Origin of the sequence: Limosilactobacillus sp. (genome assembly GCF_051873075.1) — a bacterium.
In the GTDB taxonomy this organism is placed as follows: domain Bacteria; phylum Bacillota; class Bacilli; order Lactobacillales; family Lactobacillaceae; genus Limosilactobacillus.
Genome location: NZ_JBJEEM010000015.1, coordinates 1 through 18,274 on the forward strand (window position 1 = coordinate 1; position 18,274 = coordinate 18,274).

At 50.9% G+C, this 18,274-nt stretch carries 20 protein-coding genes and 2 tRNA genes; 13 read left to right on the forward strand and 9 right to left on the reverse strand.

The features are described 5' to 3' along the window. Nucleotides 1-282: 282 nt before the first annotated feature. Together ACI31J_RS02270 and ACI31J_RS02275 are read right to left on the reverse strand one after the other, a co-directional pair. Nucleotides 283-366, reverse strand: a tRNA-Leu gene (locus ACI31J_RS02270). Between the two features lie 108 nt (nucleotides 367-474). Continuing rightward, a complete protein-coding gene (locus ACI31J_RS02275; protein WP_439772830.1) occupies nucleotides 475-810 on the reverse strand; it encodes a hypothetical protein in 336 nt (111 codons plus the stop codon). A 135-nt stretch (nucleotides 811-945) separates the two neighbouring features. Between ACI31J_RS02275 and ACI31J_RS02280 the strand changes: the two genes are divergently transcribed. Both ACI31J_RS02280 and ACI31J_RS02285 read left to right on the forward strand, forming a co-directional pair. Continuing rightward, nucleotides 946-1,278, forward strand: coding sequence for a hypothetical protein (locus ACI31J_RS02280; RefSeq protein ID WP_439772831.1), 333 nt, complete (start codon nucleotides 946-948; stop codon nucleotides 1,276-1,278). 47 nt (nucleotides 1,279-1,325) lie between these two features. After that, nucleotides 1,326-1,396: transfer RNA gene (locus ACI31J_RS02285), tRNA-Gly, on the forward strand. A gap of 84 nt (nucleotides 1,397-1,480) precedes the next feature. On the opposite strand, the gene ACI31J_RS02290 is transcribed toward ACI31J_RS02285, so the two are convergent. Both ACI31J_RS02290 and thiD read right to left on the reverse strand, forming a co-directional pair. Then, complete coding sequence (locus ACI31J_RS02290; protein WP_439772832.1) at nucleotides 1,481-2,419, reverse strand: L-lactate dehydrogenase; 939 nt, start codon at nucleotides 2,417-2,419, stop codon at nucleotides 1,481-1,483. Between the two features lie 5 nt (nucleotides 2,420-2,424). Further along, a complete protein-coding gene (gene thiD / locus ACI31J_RS02295) occupies nucleotides 2,425-3,249 on the reverse strand; it encodes a bifunctional hydroxymethylpyrimidine kinase/phosphomethylpyrimidine kinase (RefSeq protein ID WP_439772833.1) in 825 nt (274 codons plus the stop codon). A gap of 338 nt (nucleotides 3,250-3,587) precedes the next feature. Here thiD and argS point away from each other — a divergent pair, with 338 nt between their 5' ends. Then, nucleotides 3,588-5,288 carry an arginine--tRNA ligase gene (gene argS / locus ACI31J_RS02300; RefSeq protein ID WP_439772834.1) on the forward strand — a complete coding sequence of 567 codons (1,701 nt, stop codon included), beginning with the start codon at nucleotides 3,588-3,590 and terminating at the stop codon, nucleotides 5,286-5,288. A 102-nt stretch (nucleotides 5,289-5,390) separates the two neighbouring features. On the opposite strand, the gene hemH is transcribed toward argS, so the two are convergent. Together hemH and hpt are read right to left on the reverse strand one after the other, a co-directional pair. Continuing rightward, a complete protein-coding gene (hemH, locus tag ACI31J_RS02305; protein WP_439772835.1) occupies nucleotides 5,391-6,341 on the reverse strand; it encodes a ferrochelatase in 951 nt (316 codons plus the stop codon). Between the two features lie 71 nt (nucleotides 6,342-6,412). Beyond that, nucleotides 6,413-6,949 carry a hypoxanthine phosphoribosyltransferase gene (gene hpt / locus ACI31J_RS02310; protein WP_439772836.1) on the reverse strand — a complete coding sequence of 179 codons (537 nt, stop codon included), beginning with the start codon at nucleotides 6,947-6,949 and terminating at the stop codon, nucleotides 6,413-6,415. Nucleotides 6,950-7,210: 261 nt separating this feature from the next. On the opposite strand from hpt, the gene ACI31J_RS02315 reads away from it, so the two are divergent. The 3 genes from ACI31J_RS02315 to ACI31J_RS02325 all read left to right on the forward strand — a co-directional run bounded on the left by ACI31J_RS02315 (nucleotide 7,211) and on the right by ACI31J_RS02325 (nucleotide 10,917). Beyond that, nucleotides 7,211-9,373 (forward strand): PBP1A family penicillin-binding protein, encoded by a 2,163-nt coding sequence (locus ACI31J_RS02315; protein ID WP_439772837.1) that lies wholly within the window; start codon nucleotides 7,211-7,213, stop codon nucleotides 9,371-9,373. Nucleotides 9,374-9,431: 58 nt separating this feature from the next. Further along, on the forward strand, nucleotides 9,432-9,803 hold the full coding sequence (locus ACI31J_RS02320) for a YlbF family regulator (protein WP_439772838.1): 372 nt from the start codon (nucleotides 9,432-9,434) through the stop codon (nucleotides 9,801-9,803). Between the two features lie 166 nt (nucleotides 9,804-9,969). Further along, nucleotides 9,970-10,917 (forward strand): peptidylprolyl isomerase, encoded by a 948-nt coding sequence (locus tag ACI31J_RS02325; RefSeq protein ID WP_439772839.1) that lies wholly within the window; start codon nucleotides 9,970-9,972, stop codon nucleotides 10,915-10,917. Between the two features lie 65 nt (nucleotides 10,918-10,982). Here the strand turns inward: ACI31J_RS02325 and ACI31J_RS02330 are convergent, their stop codons facing one another. Both ACI31J_RS02330 and ACI31J_RS02335 read right to left on the reverse strand, forming a co-directional pair. Beyond that, nucleotides 10,983-11,201: a hypothetical protein gene (locus tag ACI31J_RS02330; RefSeq protein WP_439772840.1), complete on the reverse strand. Its 219-nt coding sequence runs from the start codon at nucleotides 11,199-11,201 to the stop codon at nucleotides 10,983-10,985. Beyond that, nucleotides 11,201-11,635, reverse strand: a complete 435-nt coding sequence (locus ACI31J_RS02335; protein WP_439772841.1) for an HIT family protein — start codon at nucleotides 11,633-11,635, stop codon at nucleotides 11,201-11,203. The genes ACI31J_RS02330 and ACI31J_RS02335 overlap by 1 nt, the downstream gene beginning before the upstream one ends. A gap of 129 nt (nucleotides 11,636-11,764) precedes the next feature. Between ACI31J_RS02335 and ACI31J_RS02340 the strand changes: the two genes are divergently transcribed. Genes ACI31J_RS02340 through trmB form a run of 3 tightly spaced genes read left to right on the forward strand, consistent with a single transcriptional unit; the run spans nucleotide 11,765 to nucleotide 14,357 of the window. Beyond that, the gene (locus tag ACI31J_RS02340) at nucleotides 11,765-12,502 is read left to right on the forward strand and encodes an ABC transporter ATP-binding protein (protein ID WP_439772842.1); all 738 of its coding nucleotides are present in this window, start codon (nucleotides 11,765-11,767) and stop codon (nucleotides 12,500-12,502) included. After that, complete coding sequence (locus tag ACI31J_RS02345) at nucleotides 12,495-13,709, forward strand: ABC transporter permease (RefSeq protein ID WP_439772843.1); 1,215 nt, start codon at nucleotides 12,495-12,497, stop codon at nucleotides 13,707-13,709. Before ACI31J_RS02340 ends, ACI31J_RS02345 begins: the two co-directional genes overlap by 8 nt. A gap of 3 nt (nucleotides 13,710-13,712) precedes the next feature. Then, nucleotides 13,713-14,357: a tRNA (guanosine(46)-N7)-methyltransferase TrmB gene (trmB, locus tag ACI31J_RS02350; protein WP_439772844.1), complete on the forward strand. Its 645-nt coding sequence runs from the start codon at nucleotides 13,713-13,715 to the stop codon at nucleotides 14,355-14,357. A gap of 54 nt (nucleotides 14,358-14,411) precedes the next feature. On the opposite strand, the gene ACI31J_RS02355 is transcribed toward trmB, so the two are convergent. Then, nucleotides 14,412-14,747: a hypothetical protein gene (locus ACI31J_RS02355; RefSeq protein ID WP_439772845.1), complete on the reverse strand. Its 336-nt coding sequence runs from the start codon at nucleotides 14,745-14,747 to the stop codon at nucleotides 14,412-14,414. A gap of 171 nt (nucleotides 14,748-14,918) precedes the next feature. On the opposite strand from ACI31J_RS02355, the gene ACI31J_RS02360 reads away from it, so the two are divergent. The 4 genes from ACI31J_RS02360 to ACI31J_RS02375 all read left to right on the forward strand — a co-directional run bounded on the left by ACI31J_RS02360 (nucleotide 14,919) and on the right by ACI31J_RS02375 (nucleotide 18,198). After that, complete coding sequence (locus tag ACI31J_RS02360) at nucleotides 14,919-15,239, forward strand: thioredoxin family protein (protein ID WP_439772846.1); 321 nt, start codon at nucleotides 14,919-14,921, stop codon at nucleotides 15,237-15,239. Nucleotides 15,240-15,308: 69 nt separating this feature from the next. Next, the gene (ytpR, locus tag ACI31J_RS02365) at nucleotides 15,309-15,956 is read left to right on the forward strand and encodes a YtpR family tRNA-binding protein (RefSeq protein ID WP_439772847.1); all 648 of its coding nucleotides are present in this window, start codon (nucleotides 15,309-15,311) and stop codon (nucleotides 15,954-15,956) included. 126 nt (nucleotides 15,957-16,082) lie between these two features. Beyond that, a complete protein-coding gene (gene murC, locus ACI31J_RS02370; RefSeq protein ID WP_439772848.1) occupies nucleotides 16,083-17,390 on the forward strand; it encodes a UDP-N-acetylmuramate--L-alanine ligase in 1,308 nt (435 codons plus the stop codon). A gap of 94 nt (nucleotides 17,391-17,484) precedes the next feature. Further along, on the forward strand, nucleotides 17,485-18,198 hold the full coding sequence (locus ACI31J_RS02375; protein WP_439772849.1) for a Bax inhibitor-1/YccA family protein: 714 nt from the start codon (nucleotides 17,485-17,487) through the stop codon (nucleotides 18,196-18,198). Nucleotides 18,199-18,274: the final 76 nt, after the last annotated feature.

Genomic DNA, 18,274 nt, shown 5'->3' on the forward strand with positions numbered 1-18,274 from the left:
TATTAAGTTGTTATGTTATCTCAACCAGACAACATAGATTATTATATCTAAATTCCGGCTAATTGCCAAGCCTTTTTTAGAAATAATTCAAAAAAGTTTTGGAAACCAGAGCATGACCACGATGAGGATGATCGCTAAGCCAAAAATCACCATGTAGAAACAAGGGGATTGCCGAAAGCTTCATGCGAGTCGGTCATGAAATGCCTAGCTTGAATGTATGGCGCTTTATTTACGGATCGATAAACAAAAATCCCGGTAGAAAAACTCCTACCGGGCTAGTAATGCCCCAAACAGGATTCGAACCTGTACATGGAAACCCATACAACGACCTGAACGTTGCGCGTCTGCCAATTCCGCCACTGGGGCATCAACTCATTAAGTTGCTTTGTCATCTCAACCAGACAACGTAAATTATTATATCTAAATTCTGGTTAATTGCCAAGCCTTTTTAAAAATTAATTCAAAAAAAGTTTTTTAAAACCAGAGCGTGACCGCGACGAGGGCGATTACCAGGGTCAAAATCACCATGTAGGAACGGTTGGGATTGCCAAAAGTTTCACGCTTGAGTCGGAAGGTTGTTTCCATAAAAGCATACACGAAAATCAGATAGGCAATTATTATCAGGCCGACCCATAAGTTGTGGGGAAAAGTCAGAATTAGCTTAACAATTGAAACAGTTAGCAGGATGAAGAAACACAGCCGGGCAAACATCAACCAGTCGGTCACGTGTTTTTCTTTCTTGGCTTTGCTTCCACCGAGGTTGGCCACAATTAAAAAGGCGGCCGTGAAGATGGCAATCGCTTGTAACATTGAAATTCACTCCTTTCCATAATTTTAGCATTCCCGCAAGCCGGACACCAGCAGACTTTTAACTTGAAAAAGATTGTTAAAAAGTGTAAAGTATCATATATTGCAAACGAATATATATCAATGAGGTGAACTTTAGTGGCTGATTTCGAAATTGGTGATGTTGTAAAGGGCAAGAAGTTCGGGCCAATGGAGCACGACTTCTCTGGTGTCGTTGAGAAGGTCTACAATAATTCAATTATGATTTCGATCCAGGACTTTGACCCCTCTGATAAGGGCGGCGTTAATGAACTGAACGGCCGGGCCGTCATTCGCCAAAAGGAAGCAAAGATGATCAAGGCTGTTCCTCGCGAGGAAAAAGACGACGATGAGGCTGACGAAGAAAAGGACGACAAAAAGTCAACCAAGTCGCCTAAATCGACTGCCAAGAAAAAAACTAGTAAAAAATCGTCTAAAAAGGCTGACAAATAGTTAATAAAGTTATATACTAGCTTAGTAAGTTAATTGAGCTAGTTTATGCGGGTATAGTTTAGTGGTAAAACTCAACCTTCCCAAGGTTGCGTCGCGAGTTCGATTCTCGTTACCCGCTTCAGTTGCAGGAGTTGTTGCTCCTGCTTTTTTTGTACAAAAATAAAGTCCCGGAATCAACCGGGGCTTTTTTAGCTTTATTAACTTAAATTTGAATACTGTTCAGGACCTTTTGCATGGCCTGGGCAGAATGTTTCATCTTGGCCAGTTCGTCGGCGGCAAGCGGGTATTCGATTACCTGACCGATTCCTTGACTATTGATGACGGCCGGTGAACCGAGGTAGATGCCGTCAATTCCGTATTGACCCTCTAGTGGGGCCGAGATCGGCAGGACCACGTTGAGGTTTTCGATGATTGCGCTGGTGATGTAGGCGAGGCACTTTGCAACCCCGTAAAAGGTTGCGCCCTTGTTGCCGATAATTCGTCCGCCGGCTTGATGAACGTCGTCTTCGATTTCTTCCTTAGCTTGGTCGCTGAGCTGAACTTGTTCAGTGAGAGGCTTGCCGTTGATCGTGATTTCGTTGAAGGCGGCAAACGAGGTGTCGCCATGTTCGCCAAGGATCTGCGCGTCAACCGCATTGACGGAGAGGTGGAGCCGGTGGCTGAGAAGAATCCGCAGCCGCATTGAATCCAGTGAAGTTCCCGTACCGATGACCCGTTCCTTTGGGAAGCCGCTGAGCCGCTGGGTGAGGGTGGTTAGGATGTCGACCGGGTTGCTTGAGATGACAAAGACACCTTTGAAACCGGCGGCCACGATCGGGTCCACGATAGTTTTGAGGATAGCCGCGTTCTTGTTGACCAGGTCCAGGCGCGTTTCACCAGGCTTTCGGGCCACCCCGGCAGTGATTACCACGACATCTGCGTTGTGAGCATCTTCGTAGCTACCGGCGATGACCCGTACTGGGCTGGTCAAGGGGGTGATGTCTGCAAGGTCGGCGGCATCCCCGGCGGCCTTTTGCTGGTTTCGATCGACGATGACCAACTCATCGATTTCGTTGGTTGACTGAAGCAGTGAGAATGCAAAGGCAGAACCCACCGATCCGTCTCCAACGAGGACAACCTTATGAGTATAGCTATCAAGCATTTTGATCATTCTTCCTTTCTTAGTTCAGCTTGTGCAGCCCAATTGTTGATTGGACCGAATTTGTGACCGATCGTCAGGGGGCTAGCGATGGCGGTGTGGACCGCCGCTTTGGCTTTGCAGACGGCAGCAGCGACGCCCTGGCCCTTGGCAAGTTCGGCTGCGGTGATGGCAGAGAAGACGTCCCCGGTGCCGTTGAGCCGGCTGGTCTTGATAAACGGTTTGGACATCCAGAAGTGCTGACCGTCTGCTAAGAGGACCAGGTCGTCGACGGTATCTTGGTTGGCACTGCTGTGGGCACCCTTGACAACCACGTTCTTGGCGCCCATCTCCTGCAGGCGTCGGGCCGCGGTGAGCTGGTCTGCGCGGCTTTCGATGGTCATCTCGGCCAGCTTTTGCGCTTCGTAGAAGTTGGGGGTGATGACCGTGGCCAGGGGAATGATCCGTTGGCGGAAGAGCTCATAGGCTGACTGGGCCAACAGCATTGCACCATGCTTGGTGATGATGACTGGGTCGACCACCAGAGGACCGAATATCTTGGGATCGTAATGGTCGGCGACAACGTTAATCACATCATCGTTGGCTAACATGCCGGTCTTTGCCGCACTGATCGTAAAGTCCCGGGCCAATTGGCGGAACTGTTCGGCGATAAATTCTTTGGGCATTACCTGCTGGGCGGTGATGTCATACGAGTTGCCGGCAACAGCCGCGGTCAGAATCCCGTGACCATAGACCCCGTCTACGAAGAAGGCATGCAGGTCGGCAGGCATTCCGGCACTACCATCTGAGTCGTGTCCGGCAATCGTCAATGCTTGAATATCTTGGTTTGTCATTCACATCATCCTTTCACCATTTCTTAATACTTTGATTTTAGCATATAATCGCCGTGGACAGACCGATCAATGATTTTCCTTGTAATTAGATTGGATTTTGTTATAATAAAACAGTGTTAAAACTGATGATCAAGGAGTAGTAGTAATCAATTGCTTTACAGCGATCCTATGATGGTGTGAGTTAGGAATGCGTTGATTATGAAGGCGTGCCTTGTAGGCATAGTTTAATAATTAAGAGTGGAATTCTAATTCAATTAGAGTGGTACCGCGGGAAATGAACTCGTCTCTAGTAAGTTGCTGGCTTATTAGGGACGTTTTTTGATATAAGGAGGAATACTATGGACGAAAAGCAAAAAGTTGTAACCGCGCTTTCAAAAGCATTGCCGGAGATGGATGTTGCCGACATCGCAGACAAGATTGAACGGCCAAAGGATGCCAATAATGGTGATTATGCCTTCCCAACATTCTTCTTGGCTAAGACCCTGCACAAGGCTCCGCAGATGATTGCCAGTGAACTGGTGGAAAAGGTCGACCAGGATGGTTTTGAAAAGGTTGTCGTTGCCGGACCATACATCAACTTCTTCCTGGATAAGGCGGAGGTTGGTTCCGACATCTTAAAGGAAATCTTGACTGACCCAGAGCACTACGGTGACCTGGACCTTGGTCACCAGGCTAATGTGCCGATTGACTACTCATCACCAAACATTGCCAAGCCGATGGGGATGGGACACCTGCGTTCAACCATGATCGGTGAATCCGTTGCCCGGATCCTGGAGAAGGTTAACTACAACCTGATCCGAATTGACTACCTTGGTGACTGGGGAACCCAATTCGGGAAGATGATGGCGGCCTACAAGATGTGGGGTGACGAGCCAGAAGTTCAAAAGGGCTTAAAGGAAGAACCAATTGACACCCTGGTTAAGCTTTACGTGCGGATCAACACCGAGGCTGATGAGCACCCAGAATACACCGAAGAAGGTCGGGCATGGTTTGCCAAACTGGAACACGGCGATGAAGAGGCCTGGAAGCTCTGGCACTGGTTCCGGGAAATGTCTTTGCAACGTTTCCAGCGGGTTTACGATATGCTGAATGTTCACTTTGATTCCTTCAACGGGGAAGCTTTCAGTGCCCAAAAGATGGCTGAACCGATTCAACTGTTGAAGGATAAGGGCCTGCTTAAGGAAAGTCGGGGAGCACAGATTGTGGACCTTGATAAGTACAAGCTGCCACCACTTTTGATCATCAAGTCGAACGGTACGACCACCTACATCACTCGTGACCTGGCGACGGCCCTCTTCCGGAAGCGGATGTACGGCTTTGCGAAGTCGATCTATGTTGTCGGGGCTGACCAGGAGACCTACTTCCGTCAACTAAAGCTGGCATTGAAGGACATGGGCTTCAACTGGTGGGACCAGATCACTCACGTTTCCTTCGGTCTGATGAACCTGAATGGGAAGAAGATGTCCACTCGTAAGGGGAACGTTGTCTCCCTGGAAGACGTCTTAAATGACTCCATCGACCTGGCACGGAAGCAGATTGAAGAGAAGAACCCAGATCTGAAGAACGCCGATGAAGTGGCCAAGCAGGTCGGTGTCGGCGCGGTTATTTTCCATGACTTGAAGAACTACCGGCGGAACGCGGTTAACTTCAAGTTGGAAGACGTCGTTAAGTTTGAAGGGGAAACCGGTCCGTACGTTCAATACGCACGTGCCCGGGCTGAGAGTATCCTGCGGAAGGGTGGCATCCGGGACTTCAGCGATGTTGACCTGACGAAGGTTGGCGATGCTGCCTGGGAGCTGATCAGCTTCCTTGGTCAATACAGTGAAGCGATCAAGCGGGCGGCGCTCAACTACGACCCATCCGTGGTTGCCAAGTATGCTCTGGAACTGGCTAAGAAGTTCAACCAGTACTACGCCCACACCCGGATTCTGGACAAGGATGAGGGTCAACAGGCTCGGTTGGCACTGACGCAGGCGGTCAGCAACGTTCTGAAGTCCGCCCTGAACCTGCTGGACATCCAAGCACCAGACGAAATGTAATCTAAGCTGGAAAGAAGCATTAGCGTGTCTTTTCCAGCCTGACATATACAAAAAGCAGCATCAGCCAATTGGCCGGTGCTGCTTTTTGTATATCTACAGATATTATTTATCGAGGACGATGTTTTTAAGAACCGCGGTAAATGCTGGGTCAGCATTGAAACAGCGAACCACCTTGAAGAATTCTCCGCCATTATCCATGAAGTACTCGCGGTTTTCCACGTCAAGCTCGTGCAGGGTTTCGAGACAGTCCGCCACGAACGCGGGTGAAACTACCAGGACCCGCTTGACCCCCTTCTTCGGCAGTCCCTTTACCGTCTCGTCAGTCGCGGGTGTCAGCCATTCTGCCGGGCCGAACTTCGATTGATACGTCTGCATGATCGGAACGTCAGTCTTCAGCCGCACCTTGACCCCATCAGTGGTGGCTTGACATTGCCGCGGGTAGGGGTCGCCGCTCTGGGCATAACTGACCGGGATCCCATGAAAGGACATCAGGACTAGGTCATACTGGTTCTGGTCCAGCTCGACCTGAATATTGTGTGCCAGCAGGTCCAGGTAGTCGCTGCGCCCTGCAAAGCCGCTGATGATCCGCAGCTCGGGGACGTATGGGTGCCGGTAGTAGAACCGGTTGATGTCATCCATGACCGACCCGATGGTGGTTGTCGAGTACTGGGGGTAGAGGGGGATGATCGTCAGTCGTTGCACCCCGGCGTCCTCCAGCTGCTTCAATGCTTCAGCAATGAACGGTTTGCTGTAGGAATACGCGTAGGCCACCTGGTAATCGTCGCCCAGCTGCTTTTGAAGCTGGACGGCTTGTTGTTTGGTGTAGTGGGCAAGCGGAGAACCAAACTCTGGTGACCAAATCTGCCGGTACTTGGCTGCTGATTCCGCAGGCCGCTTGGGCAGGATCATCAGGTTGAGGATGGGCAACCAGATGGCGCGGGGCACAGTGATGACCCGTGGATCGCCGAGAAAACGCCGCAGGTATGGCCGAACGGCTTCTGCTGTGGGGGCCCCGGGGGTGCCGAGGTTGATCAGTAAAACTCCTTGCTTCAAATAAAGGACCTCCGTTAGTTGAGAATAAAATTCCCCACCATGACTGCCGGGTGGGGATTTATGGATTGAGTTTAGTTTTCGTAGACCGACCGCTTCAGAACCCCAACGTATGGGAGGTTGCGGTAGAGGTTATTGTAGTCGAGGCCATAGCCCACCAGGAATTCGTTCGGGGTGGTGAAGCCAACGTAGTCCCCCTCGATCTCGACAGTGCGGCGATCAGGCTTGTCGAGCAGGGCGCAGACGGCGACGCTCTTGGCTCCCCGGTCCTTCAGTAATTGGACCAGGTACTTCAGGGTCCGGCCGGTATCAATGATATCTTCCATAATGATAACAGGGCGGTCCTTGACGTCAGACTTGAGATCGAGTTCGAGCTTGACCTGCCCGGTCGAATCGGCACCGTCGTAGCTGGAGACATCGACTAGGTCAAGGTTGAGCTTGAAGTTGAGCCGTTTCAGCATGTCACTGGTGAAGATCATGGCGCCGGTCAGAACTGAAATTACCAAGGGGTTTTGGTCCTGGTATTTTTCAGTGATCGTCTCGGCCAGTTCATCGACGCGGTGCTCGATCTCTTCTTGGCTGTAAAGTACCCGTTCAATATCGTTATTCATGAAAATTCTTCTCTCCCGTTTGATAATTGCGCGAAAAGCAATTTAATAATTAACAGTCAGATTTTAACACAAGACCACCATAAAATTAAGCCACAAATTAATTCTTTTTAGAACTTTTCATAACAATGTTCGGATTTTACTGCTATAAGTGATTGCGACGAGAAAGGAAAGCTTTACTAAAAGATTACGGAATTTTATGGCCTGGATCTGGTTATATGCTAAAATGACAGACAGTCAATTAATGAACGGGAGAAAATGAGAATGAAGCGAGAACCACAGAAGAGACCTTTTAAAGAACAGGTGATGGCGTGGTTAAAGTCAGTCGGCGCCCGTACTTGGACGGCGCTCAAACACGCTGGCGGACGGATTAAAAGATGGGTGAAACGTTTCTGGTATCGTTACCAGCTGACCCGTTGGCTTATTGTTATCTGCCTTAGTCTTTTCCTGATCACGAGTATTCATTTGACCTTTGTTGCCAAGACGGCTGATGTTAAAAACTTGAAGAACCGGCTGGAACGAACAACGGTGATTTATGACCGCAATAAGCAGTCTGCCGGCAGCCTGTACGCGCAGAAAGGAACCTATGTTAACCTGGACCAAATCTCCAAGAACGTGCCGAACGCGGTGCTGTCAACCGAGGACCGCAACTTCTATAAGGAACACGGCTTCTCAATTAAGGGACTTGGCCGGGCCGGCTTTCTCTTGGTCAAGAACAAGCTTTTGCACCGGGACTATATCTCTGGTGGTGGGAGTACTATAACTCAGCAATTGGTCAAGAACGCCTTTTTGACCCAGCAGCAGACCTTTTCACGGAAGGCCCGGGAGATCTTCATCGCCGTTGAGGTGGAAAATCAGTACAGCAAGAACGAGATCCTGACGATGTACCTCAACAACGCCTACTTCGGCCACGGGGTCTGGGGGGTCCAGGACGCCGCCAAGCGCTACTTCAATGAGAACGCCAGTGAATTAACGGTCCCGCAGGCCGCCACCCTGGCCGGGATGCTGACCTCACCGGGAATCTATGATCCGATTGAGCACCCAGCGGCCACCAAGCAACGCCGGAACCTGGTGCTTCAGTTGATGGTGGAAAACAATAAGCTGACGCAGGCCCAGGCCAATCAGTACAAGCAGGTCCCGTTGGCCGTTACTAATGGTTATGTTCCCAACGATACTTATAAGTACCCATACTTCTTCGATGCGGTGATCGCGGAGGCCGAGAGCAAGTACGGGATCTCCGAAAAAGACATCATGAACAATGGCTACAAGGTCTACACGACCCTTGATCAGGACCAGCAACGGTCGATGCAGCAGACTTACGATGACGATGACAACTTCCCGGCCAATACTGCCGATGGAGCTAAGGTTCAATCAGCTTCGGTGGCAATGGACCCGAAGACCGGCGGGGTGACGGCAGTTGTCGGTGGCCGGGGGAAGCACGTCTTCCGGGGCTTCAACCGGGCCACCCAGATGCGGCGGCAACCGGGCTCGACCATCAAGCCGATCGTGGTCTACACGCCAGCACTGGAACACGGCTACTTCTACGATTCTACCCTTCAGGACAAGAAGCAGTCGTATGGAACCAACCACTACACACCGAAGAACTACGATGACACCTACAGTGGAACGGTACCAATGTACAAGGCCCTGTACGAGAGTCTGAACGCCCCGGCGGTTTGGCTACTCAACAAGATCGGCGTTAACCAGGGTTATGCTATGGCCCAGAAGTTTGACCTGCCGGTAGAAAAGAGCGATAAGAACCTGGCCCTGGCCCTCGGGGGAATGACCAAGGGGGTCTCTGTCCAGCAAATGGCCCGCGCATATGCCACCTTCGATAACGAAGGCCAGATGCCGACTGCCCACTACATCACCAAGATTGAGGATGCCTCTGGCCGGGTGATTGCCCAGAATAAGGGGAACAAGACCAAGCACGTTATCTCCGCCAAGACGGCCCGCGAGATGACTAGCATGATGATCGGGGTATACGAACACGGGACCGGTGCGAGTGCCAAGCCGGCTGGCTACACCCTGGCTGGGAAGACTGGGACGACCAACTCCGGAATCAAGGGCGACGAGGACAGTGACCGTGATAAGTGGATGATCGGCTACACCCCGGATGTCGTGGTGGCCACCTGGGAAGGCTATGACGACACTAGCGCCAACCATACCCTGACCGACATCAGCGACCGCAACATCAATGTCTTGTTCAAGAACGAGATGACGGGGATTCTCGATAATACGCCAGGGACCAAGTTTGCGGTTAAGGATGCTCAGGAACGGGCACAGAGCAACACAAGCAAGTCGAATAGCGGTTGGAAGTCGCTGTTTAATAACGATGGTGACCTGCTCAACCAGTTCAACCAGTCGGTCAATAACTTCGGCAATAAGGCCAGCCAATGGTGGAACGGCGTGAAATCGCTATTTTGATTACTAGTCAAACATGATACAATTTACAGAGATTCAATAAAAAAGGGGATTATTATTTATGGTTGTAAATATTTACGACACGGCTAACGAAATGAGCCGGCAATTAACTGAAACGCAGGAATTCCAAAACCTGAAGAAGGCTTTTGAAGCTCTGAAGGCCGACGAAGACGCCTTCACTTCATTCAAGAAGTTCCAACAGATGCAGGTTGAAGCCCAAAAGAAGCAGATGCAGGGCCAAAAACCAAGCGATGACGAGATCAACGCTATCCAGACCTTGGCTAAGGAAATCAGCGGCAAGAAGGCTGTCATGGACCTGATGAACCAAGAACGTCAGGTTGACCAGATGCTGCAACAAGTTAATAAGACCATCACGGAACCACTGCAGAACCTCTACAGCGAGATCATGCCACAGGATCCAGAAAACAAGTAATTTATTTACCTGAGCCAGGCAGGCGGCACGGTGCCGTCGCCTGGCTCTTTGAATAAATTATGAAGAACCAGTAAACATTTCCTTATCGAGACTGGATCGGCTCGGGAAGTGTGGTATATTGGTTGGTGATGTTTTCGAATCAAATTATTTTAAGGGATGTGTTTTTTTGAAATCCAAGAAATTATTAGCGATTGTTGCGGGAGTTGCCTTGATGATGCCCCTTGCCGCCTGCGGCAACAAGGCGGTGGCAACGACTAGCGGTGGTAAGATCACCGAGAGCGAATACTACAGCAGCATGAAGGCCACCAGCAATGGTAAGCAGGTCCTCCAGCAGATGATCCTGGATAAGGTCCTGGAAAAGGAATACGGTAAGCAAGTTACCAGCAAGCAGGTCAACGCCGAATACAACAGCTACAAGTCACAGTACGGCTCTCAATTCAGCGCTGTCCTCCAGCAAAACGGTCTGACGGAAAAGTCACTGAAGCAGCAGATTCGTTCTAACCTCTTGCTCCAAGCGGCTGTCCGCGACTACTCCCACATTACTAACAAGCAGATCAATAAGCAGTGGAAGAAGTACCAGCCAAAGGTCCAGACCGCCGAAATCCTGGTTGGCAGTGAGTCGGAAGCCCAAGACATCATCAGTCAGCTGAACGACTCCGACAACGCCTACAAGACCTTCAAGAAGTCGGCAAAGTCCAAGTCAACTGACAGCTCTAACAAGAACCAGGGCGGGAAGGTTCCGGCCTTTGACAACACGGACACCCAACTTGACTCTGCCTACAAGAAGGCAGCCTTCAAGCTGAAGACTGGTGAGTACACGAAGACTCCAGTCAAGACCGATGACGGTTACCAGGTCATCTACATGATCGAACACCCGGCTAAGGGCAAGAAGAGTCAGCACATCAGCGACCTGCGGAACCAAATCGTTCAGGAAAACATGAACAACAGTACCTTCTTGCACAAGGTTGTTTCTAATGTTTTGAAGAAAGGGAACGTTTCTATCAAGGATAATGATGAAAAGAACATCCTTGACGATTACCTGAATTCCAACAGCACGACCAACGGCAGCCTGGGCACGAACAGCTCAAGCGCGTCATCCAGTGCTAGCAAGTAATAAATAAGCCAATCCGGCAGTAAAAATCCCCCAGCGAAATGTTAACGCTGGGGGATTTTAGTGTCTTACTTGTTTTCACTTAACCGGTCAATGAGCTTTTGGATCCGCGTCAAGCGGGGCTGACTTTTGAATTGCCACTTGGCAATGTCTTTATTGACATCATCGATGAAACGATTCACGTTAGTCAGGGAACTTTGCAGCTGTTGGACGTTATTTTGCAACTGGCCAAACTGATTTCGCAACTTTCGGACGGCGGCAATCATGTCCCGAATCTCGTTTCCCATTATTGTTCATCTTCCATCTGGTCCTTGATAGCCTGCTGGATCTCCCGGTACTTTTCGTCATTGTAGTTGCCGGAATTGTCCTTGAAAATCATCTTGAAGTCATCATCATCGCTGTAACGCGGAATGAGGTGGATGTGGGAGTGGAAGACGGATTGGTAGGCTACCTTGCCGTTGTTGTTAATCACGTTCATCCCCTTAATGGCCGGGTTAGAATTCTTAACGGCCCGGGCGATCTTTGGAATCCGGGAGAAGACGGCTGCGGCGAGGTCTTCGTCGTAGGCAAAGAGGTCGGGAACGTGCTTCTTAGGGATCACCAGGGTATGGCCCGGGGTGCCCTGGGAAATGTCTAGAAAGGCCTTGACTACGTCGTCCTCGTAGACGGTGTAGCTTGGGATCTCGCCGGCAATAATTTTACAAAAGATACAATCAGTCATGATGTATCCCCTCCTTTGATCGTTTATTACCTTCTAGTATAACTTAAAATGTGTCTTTCTTCACTGCGGAAGGCCGAATCTGGTATGCTATAATAAAATGCTAAAGACATTAGGAAGGGAGTGCGAAATGTGGCACTTGAGATTAAAAACCTTGTTGGGGGCTATTCCCAGCTTCCCGTGCTAAAGGACGTCAGCCTTGATGTTCAGCCGGGCGAATTGGTCGGGCTGATCGGCCTGAACGGGGCCGGGAAGTCGACGACCATCAACCATGTGATCGGTATCCTGCGGCCCTTCTCTGGTACAATCACCTTAAATGGGCTCAATATTGCAGAAGAGCCAGAGGAGTATAAAAAACAGATTGCCTATGTTCCAGAGACGCCGATTCTCTATGACGAATTAACGTTGCGCGAACACCTGGAGTTGACGATGGACGCGTATGGATTAGACCATGACCAGGCCTGGCAGCGGGCACAACGGTTGCTTACGACCTTTCGCCTTGACAACAAGCTTGACTGGTTCCCGGCGAACTTCTCCAAGGGGATGAAGCAGAAGGTGATGATCTGCTGTGCCTTCATGACGGATGCCAAGCTCTTGATCGTCGATGAGCCGTTTTACGGGTTGGATCCGTTGGCAGTGCACGACCTGCTGGATCTCATTGAACAGAAGAAGAAGGCGGGGGTGGCGGTCCTCATGTCGACCCACGTCCTGGACACTGCCCAGCGGTATTGCGACCGCTTTGTCCTATTGGCCGATGGCAAGGTGCAGGCTCGTGGGACCTTAGACGAGTTGCGTAAGCTGGGTGACCAAGCGGACGAATCACTGGACGACATCTACCTCCGTTTAGCAAGGGATGGTCAGCATGAATAATCTATTTAGCAAGCGTCGGCAACGCCACTTCATGCTTTTGCTGAAGTACTGGCGGCTCGTGTTCAATGACCACTTTGTCATCGCCCTCTTCTTCCTGTTTGGGGCCCTGGCGTACGGGTATTCCCAATGGTTGCCCCAGCTTGGCCCGCAGCTCTGGTGGAGTCGGTGGCTGTTGGCGATTTGGTTCACCGTCCTGGCCCAGCTTGGGCGGCTGGCCACCCTGGTAGAACGGCCGGATCCCGTCTTCCTTCTTCCCCAGGTCAGTCAAATGCAACACTATTTGCGTCAGGCCGGCCGCTACAGCCTCGTTTTGGGTGAACTAATCACTCTGGCGGGGGCCTTCGTGGCATTGCCGTTTGCGCTGACGACGGAGAAGATGACGACGCTCAGCATCGTGGCAGCCTTCCTGGTGGCAGTCATGGTTAAGGCCAGCTGGCTTGACCTGGCCCAGGGGCTGATCAGTCAGCAGTGGTTCCGCTACCGGCGCTGGCTGCGCTTGGCTCAGTGGGGGGTTCCGCTGGTCGTGTCTTTGGTGACCTGGCTGGTTAACCCGGTCGTGGGAGCGGTCGTGGCTCTTATCGTGCTGGTGATTTCCAGGTACTGGTTCAATCCCGCTAAGCTGACGATTGATTGGCCAGCGGCGGTAAAGACGGAGGAAGATCGGATGTACAGCGTTTACCGCTTCTTCAACCTCTTCACCGATGTTCCAAAGGTGCAGGGAAACGTCAAGCGGCGGACCTGGGCGAATGGCCTGATTCGCCTGCTGACGATATCCGGACATCCATGGTCTTACCTGTACGTTCGCGGCGTGGTGCGGAATACCGACATCAGCGGGATCATCATCCGGCTGACCCTGTTGGCGATGGTGGTGGTCTTCTTAGTGCCGATCACCTGGCTCAATTCGGCCCTGACGGTGCTATTCATCTACCTGATCGCCACCCAGCTGATGCCGTTGTTTGACCAGTTCGATGGCAACGTCTTTACCCACCTGTACCCAGTGAGCTTTAAGGAACGGCAGACGGATTTCCAAAGCCTGTTAGTCAAGGTGACGTCCCTCGTCGCCTTGCTGATCGTCTTGGCAAGCCTGGGGATGGGACTGAATTGGCGGCAGTTTGGTCTCAATCTGGTGCTGGCCGTTGTTGAAGTATTATTGTTGACCCGGCTGTACTTCCGGGTACGAATTAAGAAATTAAGTGAGGAAAATTAAGTTATGCGTGTTAAACATAAAAAGTGGGCTGATCCGCTGATCGCGGAGCACCCAGAAATGATGGTTACGAATGCGGCCGATTGGAAGGGTAAGTGGCAACAGCGCTTTGAAAAACACCAGCCAATCCACCTCGAAGTCGGGATGGGGAAGGGGCAGTTTATCATTGGCATGGCTAAGGCCCACCCAGAATATAACTTCATCGGTTTGGAAATCCAACGGACGGTTGCCGCAATCGCCCTGAAGAAGGCCTTGAGCGAAGAGCCCTTGCCGAACCTGCAACTGATCTGCGGGGACGGGGAAGACCTTGATACCTTCTTTGAACCCCATGAGATCGACCGGCTGTACCTGAACTTCTCCGATCCGTGGCCGAAGAAGCGGCATGCTAAGCGGCGTCTGACCTACAAGACCTTCCTGGCCAACTATCAGGAGATCTTAAAAGACCAGGGTGCTATCGAACTGAAGACGGATAACATGGGCTTCTTCGAGTTCTCCCTGCAGAGTATGAACAACTACGGGATGCACTTTGACGGCGTCTGGCTCGACCTGCACAACAGCGAGGAAAATGAGCACAACGTCGAAACTGAGTACGAGCAGAAGTTTGCAGCTAAGGGTCAGCCGATCTATAAGCTGGCTGCCCATTTCGAATAATAAATAAAAATGACCGCTGAGGAGATTTCCCCGACGGTCATTTTTATTTGAAAATTAGTCTTCAATTCGTTTGAGCTCCAGTAAGCTACCAGTGTAGGCGTCAGCCTTGAACTCGTAGTTGACCAGCTCATCATCTTCACGGCGGGTCAGGCCACCCTGGTAGGCACTCGTCTTAACGGCGAACCGTTGAAACGGTACCGGACGGTGGTCGATCCAGCTTCCGGCAATCTGACCTTCACGGGCAAAATCATTGCGGACCATCCGCAAGATCCGCCGCGCAGACATTGGCCGATTACCGAAGAGCTTCCCCGCAATAAAACCGGCCAGCCCGGAAGCGCCAAGGGTAATCGGCACTATCCAGGGATTAGCTGTATTGTTTGAATCGTTCATATAATTAAATTACTTCTTTCTTGAGATATTTGGAGATTGGGTAATTTAAGACGACGCGTCTATTTTAACATACCGTTAAGCAGAAAAACAAATCGGCGGGATTGATGCTTATTTTTTGTAAGGACTGTCCAGGATGATATAATAATAAAAAACAGACGGGAGTGGGAACTTATGGAAAAATTACCGGTAATGCGTGAGGATGAACTGTTGTCTCGGGTACAGAATGGGCGATCCGTGCTCTTCTTTACCGCTGACTGGTGCCCGGACTGCCAGGCGATCAAGCCGGCCATGCCCGAAATCGAACAGGATTTTCGCGATGCGCACTTCTACTTGGTTGACCGTGATGAGAACATCGACCTGGCGGCGGACCTCAATATTTTTGGAATTCCGAGCTTTGTGGTCTACCAGGATGGCGAAGAAATCGGTCGTTTTGTCAGCAAGGACCGGAAAACTAAGCAACAAGTGGAAGATTTTTTGCGTGATTTGAAGTAAAATAAGATGGCGGTACGAGATCATCGCCGTGTGCGATGGTCCCAAATTCAAATTGGAAAGGAACATTTGATGTTAATTTCAAGTTACAACCCGAAAGAAATGGGCGACATTCTGGTCGTGATCACGGCGCCCGACGATGGCAGCGAACAGACGACCAAGGTTAACGACGGGGTTGCCCAAATCACTAATGACAAGGGCCAATTGCTGGGCTACAACTTCTTGGCGGCCAGCGAGACCCTGCCGGAATTAAAGGACGAAAACGGCCAGGTCTTCTTGAGCGAGGACCAGGTTGCCAAGCTGAACCAAAAGCTGGCAGCGGCTGGTTTTGCCCAAGAATTGACGGCCGACCTCACGTCGAAGTTTATCGTCGGCTACGTTGAAAAGCTCGAAGACCACCCGAAGTCCGACCACCTGAAGATCACTCAGACTCGGATCAGTGCTGACCAGACCGTTCAGATTGTCTGCGGATCACCAAACGTGGCCGAGGGGATCAAGGTGGTCGTTGCCCGTCCTGGTGCTATGATGCCGGATGGCAAGATTATCTGGCCGGGTGCCCTGATGGGGGTTGAGAGTGACGGAATGCTGTGCGGTTTCCGTGAACTGCGGCTGAAGAACGCTCCTGACAAGAAGGGCCTGTGGATCATTCCTGATGATTGGCAAGAAGTCGGGGAAGCGGTTGACTTTGACCGGGCTAACACCTTCTTTCCAGCAAAATAGTTAATTCTTTGTGAAAGCTATTGCCAAAAAAGCAGAATGCTTTATTATTTATTGAGGGACCAGTTCAAGCTGGTCCCTCAATGACTTTTAAATTGATTGCATGAAAGCTGAAAGGAAACTGGATTGATGGAAAAGCAAACATACTATTTTGTTGGAATTAAGGGAACTGGGATGGCATCGCTGGCCCGGATCCTGCATGACAAGGGAAACACGGTATTAGGTTCCGATATCGAAAAGGAGACCTTCACCCAGGGACCGCTGCTTGAGGCGGGCATTAAGATCTTGCCTTTTGACCCGGCCAACATCAAGCCGGGGATGACGATCATCCAGGGGAACGCCTTTGACGATGACCACCCTGAAATCAAGCGGGCGCATGAACTTGGCCTGAAGATCATGTCCTACCCAGAAGCGGTCGAAAACGAGGTTGCTAATCACACCAGTATCGGGATTGCCGGTGCTCACGGTAAGACGAGTACGACTGCTCTTTTGGCTCACGTCTTGGACGCTGTCGAGCCCACCAGTTACCTGATCGGTGATGGGGTCGGCAAGGGGAACGCCCAGGACCGCTTCTTTGTCTTTGAGGCTGATGAATACCGGGACCACTTCCTGGCTTACCACCCAGACTACGCCATTATGACAAACATCGACTTTGATCACCCGGACTACTTTAAGGATATTGACGATGTTCGCCAATCCTTTGAGACGTACGGTCGTCAGGTAAAGAAGGCGATCTTTGCTTGGGGTGACGACGAAAATCTCCACAAGCTCGACGTCGATGTGCCGATCTACTACTATGGGACCGGTGAAAACGATGACTTCCGGGCAGAGAACATCCAACGGACCCCGGCTGGCTCCACTTATGATGCTTACTTCCGCGATAAGAAGCTGGGGACCTTCACCATCCACCTCTATGGTGAACACAGTGTCTTGAACAGTCTGGCGGTGCTGGCGGTTGCCTACATGGAACACGTTGACATGGCCGACATCAAGAAGGAATTAGCCAACTTCACCGGGGTCAAGCGTCGGTTCAGCGAGACCGATGTAGCGGACGACAAGATGATCGATGACTACGCTCACCACCCGAGCGAAATCAAGGCAACGATCGATGCCGCACGGCAGAAGTACCCTGACAAGCAGATCATCGCGGTCTTCCAACCCCACACTTACTCACGGCTGGCGGCTTACATCGATGGCTTTGCCAGCTCGCTTGTCCGGGCCGACAAGGTTTACGTGACCCCAATTTTTGGCTCCATTCGGGAAAACAAGGGGAACATCTCCAGTGCTGACCTTGAGGCCAAGATTCCGGGCAGTGAAGGAATCGACATGGATACGATGGACAAGCTGGCCCAGTACCACGACGCTGTGGTGATCTTCATGGGTGCCGGTGACATCGAGAAGTACGAGGATAAGTATAAAGAAATTCTTAACAAGTAGACTTAATGAATTAAAATGGTAGTTACGGCTACCATTTTTATGTTATTTTAAGAATGTTTAGTTTTTAATTATAAATAGAAAGAGGGATTATCTGATGGATAACTTTTCTGGTAATTCAGGCCGGCGGGTCGTGGCCGACGCGACGGGGGTAAATCGGTTCCTGACCCGGATGTACGGGAACATGACCCTGGCCGTCTTGGTCTCGGCCTTGAGTGCCTACCTGACAATGACCGTTTTTCGGGTTCAGGTGATGAGCTTCTTTGGTGCCCACCCGGCAATGGTCTGGATCATCCTCCTGTTGCCGATTGCCCTATCGATGGGGGTCAGCTTCAGCGCCACCCGGAATCCGGCCGGGGGCTTTGTCATGCTGATGCTGATCTCGATCATCTACGGGGTTGAATTTGCCCTGATCGCTGGTGTCTACACCGGTACCGACATTGCCGCGGCCTTTGTCTCGTCCGCGGCGGTCTTCGCCACGATGGCCATCTACGGGACGGTAACGAAGCGCGACCTAAGCCGGTTCGGCGCCCACGCTACGGCAGCGCTGATTGCTTTGATGATCGCTTGGATTGTTAACATGTTCCTGAACAGTCCGGCCATTACCTACATCTTCTCCTTCATTGCCGTCATCATCTTCGTTGTCTTGACGGCCTGGGATGCACAGAAGATGAAGCAGATTTACATTAACTACAGTGACCAAAACACCATGACGGGGCTGGCAATCGTGGGCGCCTTGCAGCTTTACCTCGATTTCGTCAACCTCTTCATCTCATTCTTGCAAATCTTTGGGATGAGTGATCGCAAGTAAATAAAAAGCCAAACTAGGGCAATGAAGTGCCTCATAATTGTTAGACAAAGTTCTAACGATTGTGAGGTACTTTTTT